The 10,277-nt window shown below is 70.9% G+C and carries 7 protein-coding genes and 1 riboswitch; all 7 genes read left to right on the top strand.

The annotated features are described in order from the left end of the window. The first annotated feature begins 235 nt into the window (after positions 1 to 235). On the top strand, positions 236 to 1,027 hold the full coding sequence (locus tag AC31A1_RS38010) for a lysozyme (RefSeq protein ID WP_489657664.1): 792 nt from the start codon (positions 236 to 238) through the stop codon (positions 1,025 to 1,027). A gap of 98 nt (positions 1,028 to 1,125) precedes the next feature. Further along, positions 1,126 to 2,388: an inorganic phosphate transporter gene (locus AC31A1_RS38015; RefSeq protein ID WP_489657659.1), complete on the top strand. Its 1,263-nt coding sequence runs from the start codon at positions 1,126 to 1,128 to the stop codon at positions 2,386 to 2,388. Positions 2,389 to 2,421: 33 nt separating this feature from the next. Next, complete coding sequence (locus tag AC31A1_RS38020; RefSeq protein ID WP_266875484.1) at positions 2,422 to 2,643, top strand: hypothetical protein; 222 nt, start codon at positions 2,422 to 2,424, stop codon at positions 2,641 to 2,643. A gap of 135 nt (positions 2,644 to 2,778) precedes the next feature. Next, a riboswitch (cobalamin riboswitch) is annotated at positions 2,779 to 2,921 on the top strand. A gap of 98 nt (positions 2,922 to 3,019) precedes the next feature. After that, entirely contained in the window at positions 3,020 to 3,961 is a 942-nt protein-coding gene (locus AC31A1_RS38025) for a cobalamin biosynthesis protein (RefSeq protein ID WP_489657660.1), read from the top strand. Then, positions 3,958 to 5,469, top strand: coding sequence for a cobyric acid synthase (locus tag AC31A1_RS38030; protein ID WP_489657661.1), 1,512 nt, complete (start codon positions 3,958 to 3,960; stop codon positions 5,467 to 5,469). The genes AC31A1_RS38025 and AC31A1_RS38030 overlap by 4 nt, the downstream gene beginning before the upstream one ends. Beyond that, on the top strand, positions 5,466 to 9,119 hold the full coding sequence (gene cobN, locus AC31A1_RS38035; RefSeq protein ID WP_489657662.1) for a cobaltochelatase subunit CobN: 3,654 nt from the start codon (positions 5,466 to 5,468) through the stop codon (positions 9,117 to 9,119). Before AC31A1_RS38030 ends, cobN begins: the two co-directional genes overlap by 4 nt. Then, positions 9,116 to 10,277, top strand: a 1,162-nt coding sequence (locus tag AC31A1_RS38040) for a magnesium chelatase ATPase subunit I (RefSeq protein WP_489657663.1), incomplete at its 3' end; no start/stop codon positions are given. The genes cobN and AC31A1_RS38040, both read left to right, overlap by 4 nt.

Here is a 10,277-nt window from a genome sequence, read left to right on the forward strand (position 1 = left end):
GCCCCGCCCGTCCCCCTGGTCCCGCCGTTGCTCAGCCATGCCGCGATCCTGTCAGCCGGTTCCCCAACGCACGTTCGGGCGAAGGCACTTTAGGCCGGAAGCCGCGCATCCGAAAGATGACATATGGGTGTTAACCGCCCACTCCAGTCGCTTGGCTGGAGGCCGACCGGCATTGACGGATCTTCCAATAACCTCTGGGAGATTTGTCGTGCACGCCGCCATTTCCGGGGGAAACATGGCCCGTGATCGCAAACCGTCCCTGACCCGCACCCACCCCCGATTCCGGTCCCGCGCCCGGCTCGCCGCGGCCGCCGTCGCCGCTCTCACCGTCGGCGGAACCACGCTCGCGCTCACCGAGATCCCGGCCACCGCCGCAGGCATCGCCGCGAGCGCGACGAAGGGCCACGACGTCTCCTCGCACCAGAAGAACGTCAACTGGCCCAGCGCGAAGGCGAAGGGCGCCACGTTCGTCTACGTCAAGGCGACCGAGTCGACCACCTACCGCAATCCGTACTTCAGCCAGCAGTACGACGGCGCCCGCAAGGCCGGCATCATCCGCGGCGCGTACCACTTCGCCCTGCCGGACAGGTCCTCGGGCGCGAGCCAGGCCGCGTACTTCGTGGCGCACGGCGGCGACTGGAAGGCGGACGGCTGGACGCTGCCGCCCGCGCTGGACATCGAATACAACCCGTACGACAAGAAGCACGGCTGCTACGGCCTGAGCAAGGCCAGGACGGTCAGCTGGATCAAGGCCTTCAGCGCCGAGGTGAAGCGGGAGACCGGCCGCCGCCCGGTGATCTACACGACCACCCTGTGGTGGAAGACCTGCACGGGCAACAACAGCTCCCTGGCCTCGACACACGCGCTGTGGATCGCCCGCCACGAGTCGGCTGACGCGGGCGCGCTGCCCGCCGGATGGTCGTACTGGACCTTCTGGCAGTACGACAACAGCGGGAGCCTGCCGGGTGACCAGAATCTCTTCAACGGGACGGTGAGCCAACTGAAGAAGTTCGCCCGCGGATACTAGGCAATCCGGACACCACCGATACCCCCTCAGTTCATCTTCCGTTCACCCAGGTTGCCTACGGTCAATGCGCCGATGACCTCGAACGATTGCCTGGGTAAATGGAAAACTTCTCGCTGATCCTCGCGATTGTGGTAATCACCGCACTCGCGTTCGATTTTACGAACGGTTTCCACGACACCGCCAACGCGATGGCCACCACCATCTCGACCGGTGCCCTCAAGCCCAAGGTCGCGGTGGCCATGTCGGCCACCCTCAACCTGGTGGGCGCTTTTCTCTCCGTGGAGGTCGCCAACACGATCTCCAAGGGTCTCGTCGATGAGAGCGGTATCCGTCCCGAGGTCATCTTCGCCGCACTCGTCGGCGCGATCCTCTGGAACCTGGTGACCTGGCTCGTCGGCCTGCCGTCCAGTTCCTCGCACGCCCTGATGGGCGGTCTGATCGGCGCCACCATCGCCTCGGCCGGCACCGGCGCGGTCCACGGCGACGTCCTGGTCACCAAGGTGCTGCTGCCCGCGGTCGCCGCCCCGATCGTCGCGGGCGTCGCGGCGATGCTCGCTACCAGGTTCTCGTACGCGCTGAGCCGGAACTCGGACGGCAAGGCCGCCGACAAGGGCTTCCGCGTCGGCCAGATCGCCTCCGCCGGCCTGGTCTCGCTGGCCCACGGCACGAACGACGCCCAGAAGACGATGGGCATCATCACCCTGGCCCTGGTCGCCGGCGGCTCCATCGCCCCCGACTCGGACCCGCCCACCTGGGTCATCCTCTCCGCGGGCCTCGCCATCGCGATGGGCACGTACATCGGCGGCTGGCGCATCATCCGCACCATGGGCAAGGGCCTGACCGACCTCCGGCCGCAGCAGGGCTTCGCCGCCCAGACCAGCGCGGCCGCGGTCATCCTGGCCTCCTCGCACATCGGCTTCTCCCTCTCCACCACGCACGCCGTCTCCGGTTCCGTGATGGGCGCGGGCCTCGGCCGCAAGGGCGGTGTCGTCCGCTGGTCGACCGCGACCCGGATGTTCGTCGCCTGGGGTCTGACGCTGCCGGCCGCCGCGCTGGTCGGCGCGCTCGCCGAGTCCGTGACCGACCTCGGCGACTGGGGCACCGCGCTGGTGGCCGCCTTCCTGGTCGCCTCCAGCACCGCCATCTGGCTGCTCTCCCGCCGCCAGGTCGTCGACGCCTCGAACGTCAACGAGGTCGACGAACCGGCCGGCGTGGTGACCACCGCGATCGCCGCCGTGACCCCGCCGCCCCCGTCGGTCGCCCTCTCCGAAGGCCTCACGGCGACGATCCTCTCGCCGCCCGTGAACCCGGCCCCGGTCGTGAAGTCCGACCCGGCGACACCGCCGGCCGCCACCGTCTGAGCTCGCGCCCCGGACACGAAGGAACGAATCAGCATGCACATCGACTGGGCAGCCCTCGGCTCCGTCTTCGGCGTCAGCCTCGGCGCCACCGTCGCCCTGGTGGCCGTCTTCACCCTCGGCATCGTCGGCCTCTCCCGCCGCGAACGCGCCACCGCCCAGGGCGACTCCGCACCCCTCGCCCTGACCGGCGCGTACGCCTGCTTCGCGGCCTGCGCGGCGGCGGTGGCGTACGGGATCTATCTGATCGTGGCCTGACCGGCCGCAAGTTGGACGGAACGTGGGGTGCGGGACGGATCGCCGTCCCGCACCCCACGTCCGCGTGACCCCTCCGACCCCTCGCGTGTGGGCATCAGCACACTCCGTCCCCGCAGGTCAACAGCAAGTTGACGACCCTTCCAACAGCATGGTGGACTGCCGGAGCCATATACGGCGGCAGGAGAGGAAGCCGGTGTGAATCCGGCGCGGTCCCGCCACTGTCACCGGGGTAGACACCCCCGGGAGCCAGGAACTCTCACCGCCGGTCTCGTCGAACCAGGGCGTGGACACCCTGAGTGAGGACATATCGCCATGCTCGGCTGTCGTTCGAGGTCCCGTACCCGCACAGTGTCCGACCCAGCGATCGGCTGACCCGATGCGTGCCGATCGCGTCTTCGCGTACGGCGCCGCCGCCGGCCTCCTCGGCGACCACCTGCTCGGCGATCCACGCCGCGGGCATCCGGTCGCCGCGTTCGGCCGTGCCGCCGGTGCCGTGGAACGGCTGCTGTGGCGCGACCACCGAGGCTGGGGCGCCCTGCACACCGCCGTGTGCGTGGGTGGCACCGTCGCCCTCGCCGCCGTAGCAACTTCGGCCCTACGACCGTCTCGTACGGCCTCTGCGGCCCTCACCGCCGCCGCCACCTGGGCCGTCGTCGGCGGGACCTCCCTCGCGCGCGAGGCCGGGGTTGTCGGGCGCGCGCTGGAGGCAGGGGACATCGATGCCGCTCGGGCGCGGCTGCCGCACCTCTGCGGGCGGGACCCGCAGGCCCTCGACGCCGACGGGATCGCCCGGGCCGTCGTCGAGTCCGTCGCCGAGAACACGTCCGACGCGGTGGTGGGCGCCCTGGTCTGGGGCGGCATCGCGGGCGTCCCGGGCCTGCTCGGCTTCCGGGCCGTGAACACGCTCGACGCGATGGTCGGCCACAAGTCGGCCAAGTACCGCCGCTACGGCTGGGCTTCGGCCCGCCTCGACGACGTCGCCGGCTGGCCGGGCGCCCGTCTCACCGCCGCCCTCGCGACCGTCGCGGGCGGCGACCCGCGCGGAGCGGTACGCGCCTGGCGCACCGACGCCCGCAAGCATCCGAGCCCCAACGCCGGCCCCGTGGAGGCCTCCTTCGCGGGAGCCCTCGGCGTGCGCCTCGGCGGGACGCTCTCCTACGGCGGCCGGGTCGAGCACCGGCCCGTGCTCAACGGGGACGGGCGCGCCGTCGCCGTGCCGGACATCGCGCGTGCCGTACGGCTGTCCCGGCGCGTCGGTCTGCTCGCGCTCGGGGTCAGCGTCGCCGGGCGGCTGCTCGTGAAGGGGCGGAAGTCATGAGCGGCGGCGGGCTGTTGGTGGCCGGGACCACCTCGGATGCCGGGAAGAGTGTCGTGACCGCCGGGATCTGCCGGTGGCTGGTGCGGCAGGGCGTGAAGGTCGCGCCGTTCAAGGCGCAGAACATGTCCCTGAATTCGTTCGTGACGCGCGAGGGCGCCGAGATCGGGCGGGCGCAGGCCATGCAGGCGCAGGCGTGCCGGATCGAGCCGACCGCGCTGATGAACCCCGTGCTGCTGAAGCCGGGCGGCGACCGCACCAGCCAAGTCGTCCTCATGGGCAGGCCCGTTGGCGAGATGAGTGCCCGTGGTTATCACGGTGGGCGGCAAGAGGCCCTGCTCGGGACCGTGTTGGACTGTCTCGCCGAGCTGCGGGGCACGTATGACGCGGTGATCTGTGAGGGGGCCGGTTCGCCCGCCGAGATCAATCTGCGGCGGACCGACATCGTGAACATGGGCATCGCGCGCAATGCCCGACTGCCCGTTCTCGTCGTCGGCGACATCGATCGCGGGGGCGTCTTCGCCTCCTTCTTCGGGACCGTCGCGCTGCTGAGCCCCGAGGACCAGGCGTTCGTCGCGGGGTTCCTCGTCAACAAGTTCCGCGGTGATGTGTCGCTCCTGGAACCGGGGTTGGAGATGCTGCTCGGCCTCACCGGGCGCCGGACCTACGGCGTGCTGCCGTTCCGGCATGGCCTCGGGATCGACGAGGAGGACGGGCTGCGGATCTCGCTGCGCGGCACCGTGCGCGAGTCGAACACCGCGCCTCCGGTCGGCGAGGACGTGCTGCGGGTCGCCGTCTGCGCGATCCCCCTCATGTCCAACTTCACCGACGTGGACGCGCTGGCAGCCGAACCGGGCGTGGTGGTGCGGTTCGTGGACCGGCCCGAGGAGTTGGCCGACGCGGACCTCGTCGTGATCCCCGGGACCCGGGGCACGGTGAAGGCGCTGGAGTGGCTGCGGGAGCGGGGACTTGGGGATGCCCTGGTCCGCAGGGCCGCCGAACAACGCCCGATCCTCGGCATCTGCGGCGGCTTCCAGGTCCTCGGCGAGCACATCGACGACAAGGTCGAGAGCCGGCGGGGGGCGGTCGACGGGCTCGGCGTGCTGCCGCTGCGCGTGCGGTTCGCGCGCGAGAAGACCCTCACCCGGCCGGTGGGCGAAGCCCTCGGCGAGCGGGTCGAGGGGTACGAGATCCATCACGGGGTCGCCCAACTCACCGGCGGTGAGCCCTTCTTGGACGGCTGTCGGGTCGGTCAGACCTGGGGTACCCACTGGCACGGCTCGCTGGAGTCGGACGGTTTCCGGCGGGCGTTCCTGCGCGAGGTGGCCGCCGCCGCGGGGCGCCGGTTCGTGCCGGCGCCCGACACCTCGTTCGCCGCGCTGCGCGAGGAACAGCTCGACCGGCTCGGCGACCTCATCGAACAGCACGCGGACACGGACGCGCTCTGGCGGCTCATCGAGTCCGGCGCGCCGCAAGGACTGCCTTTCATTCCACCGGGAGCGCCCGCATGAGCACAGTGTTGTTGTTGTCGACCGCCGACACGGATCTGCTGGCGGCCCGGGCCTCCGGCGCCGCGTACCGGATCGGCAACCCGAACCGGGTGGACGTCACGGCCGAGTTGCCCGCGCTCGTCGAGGGGGCGGACGTCGCCGTCGTACGACTGCTGGGCGGCAAGCGTGCCTGGGAGGACGGGCTCGCCGCGCTGAAGGCGTCCGGGATTCCGACCGTGCTGCTCGGCGGGGAGACCGTCCCCGACGCGGAGTTGATGGCCGAGTCGTCGGTACCGGCCGGTGTCGTCGCCGAGGCACTCAGGTATCTCGTCGAGGGCGGGCCGGACAACCTCACCGAACTCGCCCGGTTCCTCTCGGACACGGTGCTGCTCACGGGTGAGGGCTTCGAAGAGCCGCAGAAGATGGCGGAGTTCGGCGTCCACGGCGAGCGCGCCTTCGTCGAGGGGCGACCGACGGTCGGTGTGCTCTTCTACCGGGCGCATCACCTCAGCGGCAACACCGCCTTCGTGGACACCCTGTGCGACCAGATCGAGGCCAAGGGCGCCAACGCCCTTGCCGTGTACTGCGGTTCGCTGCGGGGTGCCGACTCCGGGCTGTACGAGATCCTCGGCAAGGCCGACGCACTCATCGCCACGGTCCTCGCCGCCGGCGGCACGCACGCCTCGCAGGCATCGGCCGGCGGCGACGAGGAGGCGTGGGACATCGGCGCGCTCGCCGACCTCAACGTCCCTGTGCTGCAAGGACTTTGCCTTACGACGTCCAGGGCGGCCTGGGACGAGTCCGACGCCGCCGTCTCCCCCATGGACGCGGCGATGCAGGTCGCGATCCCGGAGTTCGACGGACGCCTCATCACCGTCCCGTTCTCCTTCAAGGAGCAGGGTCCGGACGACGTCCCGGTCTACGTCGCCGACCCCGAGCGGGCCGCGCGGGTCGCCGGAATCGCCGTACGGCACGCGAAGTTGAAGCACAAGCCGAACGCCGAGAAAAGGCTCGCGGTCGTCTTCACCGCCTATCCGACGAAACACTCACGGGTCGGCAACGCGGTCGGCCTCGACACGCCCGCCTCGGCGATCCGGGTGCTGGACGCGTTGCGGGACGCCGGGTACGGGGTCGACGAACACCCGGACAACGGGGACGAGTTGATCCACCGGCTCATCAACGCCGGTGGCCATGACGTGGAGTGGCTGACGGAGGAGCAACTGGCCGCAGCGCCCGCGCGCGTGCCGCTCGCCGACTACCAGGCCTGGTTCGACAAGCTCGAACCGGAGCTCAGGCAGGGCATGTTGGACGCGTGGGGCGAGCCGCCCGGCAACCTCTACGTCGACGGCGACGACATCGTGCTCGCCTCCCTTCAGTTCGGGAACGTCGTCGTGATGATCCAGCCGCCGCGCGGTTTCGGGGAGAACCCGATCGCGATCTACCACGACCCCGACATGCCGCCGTCGCACCACTACATGGCGGCCTACAGGTGGCTGGACAACAGCTTCGGCGCCGACGCGGTCATCCACATGGGCAAGCACGGCACCATGGAATGGCTGCCCGGCAAGGGACTTGGGCTCAGCAGCGGCTGCGCTCCGGACGCCGTACTCGGTGAACTCCCCCTGATCTACCCGTTCATCGTCAACGACCCCGGCGAGGGCACGCAGGCCAAGCGGCGCGGGCACGCCACGGTCGTCGACCACCTGGTGCCGCCGATGGCGCGTGCCGACACATACGGCGACCTGGCCAAGCTGGAGCAGCTCCTCGACGAGTACGCCCTCGTGTCCGACCTGGACCCGACGAAGGCGCCGGCCGTGCGCGCGCAGATCTGGACGCTGGTGAAGGCGGCCGAGCTGCACCACGACCTGCATGTGGACGACCAGCCGGACGACGCGGCGTTCGACGAGTTCGTGATGCACATCGACGGCTATCTGTGCGAGATCAAGGACGTGCAGATCCGCGACGGGCTGCACATCCTGGGTGGCGGCCCGGTCGGCGAAGCACGCGTGAACCTCGTGCTGGCCGTGCTGCGCGCCTCGCAGGTGTGGGGCGGGCAGGCGAACGCCCTGCCGGGTCTGCGGGCCGCGCTGGCGCTCCACTTCGGCCTGGTCGAGAAGGAGTTGCTGGCCGAGCCGGGTGCGCCGGTGAAGGTGCCGGTGGAGCTGACGGAGCTGGTCGACGGGCCCGCCCGGTCGGCCGCCGACGCGATCGATCTGCTGGAGCAGCTGTGCCGCCGGTTCGCGGAAGGCATGGAGTCCCAGGAGTGGGAGGTCACGGCGGTCCCGGCGCTCGTCCGTGCCGTCATCGGCACCGAACTCCCGGACGCTGTCGCGGTGTTGGAGTTCGCCTGCGTCGAGGTCGTGCCCCGGCTCGCCCGCACCACCGACGAGATCGACCACATCCTGCTGGCGCTGAACGGGGGTTACGTCCCGGCGGGTCCGTCGGGCTCCCCGACCCGCGGTCTGGTCAACGTCCTGCCGACCGGCCGGAACTTCTACTCGGTCGACCCCAAGGCCATTCCGTCCAGGCTGAGTTGGGAGGTCGGGCAGTCGCTGGCCGACTCTCTCGTGCAGCGATACCTTCAGGACAACGGCGAGTTCCCCACGTCCGTCGGCCTCACGGTGTGGGGTACGTCGGCGATGCGCACCCAGGGTGACGACATCGCCGAGATCCTCGCGCTGCTGGGCTGCCGTCCCGTCTGGGACGACGCGTCGCGCCGGGTGACCGGCTTCGAGATCGTGCCCGTCACGGAGTTGGGCCGGCCGCGCATCGACGTCACGGTGCGGATCTCCGGCTTCTTCCGGGACGCGTTCCCGCACGTCGTCGGGCTGATCGACGACGCGGTACGGGCCGTGGCCGAACTGGAGGAGCCGCCCGAGTCCAACTACGTCCGCAAGCACGCCGACGAGGACACCGCCGAGCACGGCGACCGGCGCCGGGCCACGGCCCGTATCTTCGGCTCCAAGCCCGGGGCGTACGGCGCCGGTCTGCTCCCGCTGATCGACGCGCGGAACTGGCGCAGCGACGCGGACCTCGCCGAGGTGTACGCCGTGTGGGGTGGTTACGCATACGGGCGCGGGCTCGACGGGCGGGCGGCGCGCGGGGACATGGAGACCGCGTTCAGGCGAATTGCCGTAGCGGCCAAGAACGTTGACACCCGCGAGCACGATCTCGTCGACGCGGACGACTACTTCCAGTACCACGGCGGCATGGTCGCCATGGTCCGCCACCTGACCGGCACCTCCCCCGAGGCGTACGTCGGCGATTCCGCCACCCCGGACCAGGTGAAGACCCGCACGCTGGGCGAGGAGACGCACCGTGTCTTCCGCGCCCGCGTGGTCAACCCCCGCTGGATGGCGGCGATGCGACGCCACGGCTACAAGGGCGCCTTCGAGATGGCGGCGACCGTCGACTACCTCTTCGGGTACGACGCGACGGCAGGAGTCGTCGACGACTGGATGTACGAGAAGCTCAGCGCGGAGTACGTCTTCGACCCGGAGAACCGGGACTTCATGAAGAAGTCCAACCCGTGGGCGCTGCGCGGCATCACCGAACGGCTGCTCGAAGCGGCCGAGCGCGGCCTGTGGGCCGAGCCGGACGCGGACACGCTGGAACGACTGCGGGCCACCTACCTGGAGCTCGAAGGCGACCTGGAGGGCGACGACCAGTGACAACTCCCTTTCCGTTCACGGCCGTTGTCGGCCAGGACGATCTGCGGCTCGCGCTGCTGCTGAACGCCGTGTCGCCGGCCGTCGGCGGTGTGCTGGTGCGCGGCGAGAAGGGCACCGCCAAGTCGACGGCCGTGCGCGCGCTTTCGGCGCTGCTGCCGGAGGTCGCCGTCGTCCCCGGCTGCCGCTTCTCCTGCGATCCCGCCGCGCCCGACCCGGCCTGCCCGGACGGGCCGCACGAGACCGGGCCCGGGGTCCAACGCCCCGCGCGCATGGTCGAGTTGCCGGTCGGCGCCTCCGAGGACCGGCTCGTCGGCGCCCTCGACATCGAGCGCGCGCTCTCCGAGGGCGTCAAGGCCTTCGAGCCCGGCCTGCTCGCCGACGCGCACCGGGGCATCCTCTACGTCGACGAGGTCAACCTCCTCCACGACCACCTGGTCGACCTGCTGCTGGACGCGGCGGCGATGGGAGCGTCGTACGTCGAACGCGAAGGCGTCTCCGTCCGGCACGCCGCCCGATTCCTGCTCGTCGGCACGATGAACCCCGAAGAGGGCGAACTGCGACCGCAGTTGCTCGACCGCTTCGGCCTGACCGTCGAGGTCGCGGCCTCGCGGGAGCCCGACCAGCGGGTCGAGGTGGTCCGGCGCAGGCTCGCCTACGACGACGATCCTGCCGGGTTCACCGTGCGCTGGGCGGACGAGGAGTCCGCCGTACGCCAACGGATCGTGGCCGCACGGGAGTTGCTGCCGTCCGTGCGGCTCGGGGACGGGGCGTTGCGGCAGATCGCGGCGACCTGTGCCGCCTTCGAGGTGGACGGCATGCGGGCCGACATCGTGATGGCCCGTACGGCGACCGCGCTGGCCGCGTGGGCCGGACGGACCGACGTACTCGCCGAGGACGTACGGCAGGCCGCGTTGCTCGCGCTGCCGCACCGGCGGCGGCGAAATCCCTTCGACGCTCCGGGACTTGACGAGAACAAGCTCGACGAGACGCTGGAGGAGTTCGCGGAGCCGGAGTCGCGGTCCGAGGACGACGATCCGGATCCGGACGGCGGTCCTGACGGGTCCGGTGGGGGTGGCGGGCAGCCGCCCGAGTCCGATTCCGATGGGCCTCAGGACGGGGACGCCGGGGCGCAGCCCGAGGCCGGGGAGGGCGGGGAGC

It is taken from the genome of Streptomyces sp. P5F9 (genome assembly GCF_057961495.1).

What these genes read in the sequence shown, in the direction of transcription:
- AC31A1_RS38010 (WP_489657664.1), top strand. Translation starts at nt 236, where the DNA reads ATGGCCCGTGATCGCAAACCGTCCCTGACCCGCACCCACCCCCGATTC.
- AC31A1_RS38015 (WP_489657659.1), top strand. Translation starts at nt 1,126, where the DNA reads ATGGAAAACTTCTCGCTGATCCTCGCGATTGTGGTAATCACCGCACTC.
- AC31A1_RS38020 (WP_266875484.1), top strand. Translation starts at nt 2,422, where the DNA reads ATGCACATCGACTGGGCAGCCCTCGGCTCCGTCTTCGGCGTCAGCCTC.
- AC31A1_RS38025 (WP_489657660.1), top strand. Translation starts at nt 3,020, where the DNA reads ATGCGTGCCGATCGCGTCTTCGCGTACGGCGCCGCCGCCGGCCTCCTC.
- AC31A1_RS38030 (WP_489657661.1), top strand. Translation starts at nt 3,958, where the DNA reads ATGAGCGGCGGCGGGCTGTTGGTGGCCGGGACCACCTCGGATGCCGGG.
- cobN (WP_489657662.1), top strand. Translation starts at nt 5,466, where the DNA reads ATGAGCACAGTGTTGTTGTTGTCGACCGCCGACACGGATCTGCTGGCG.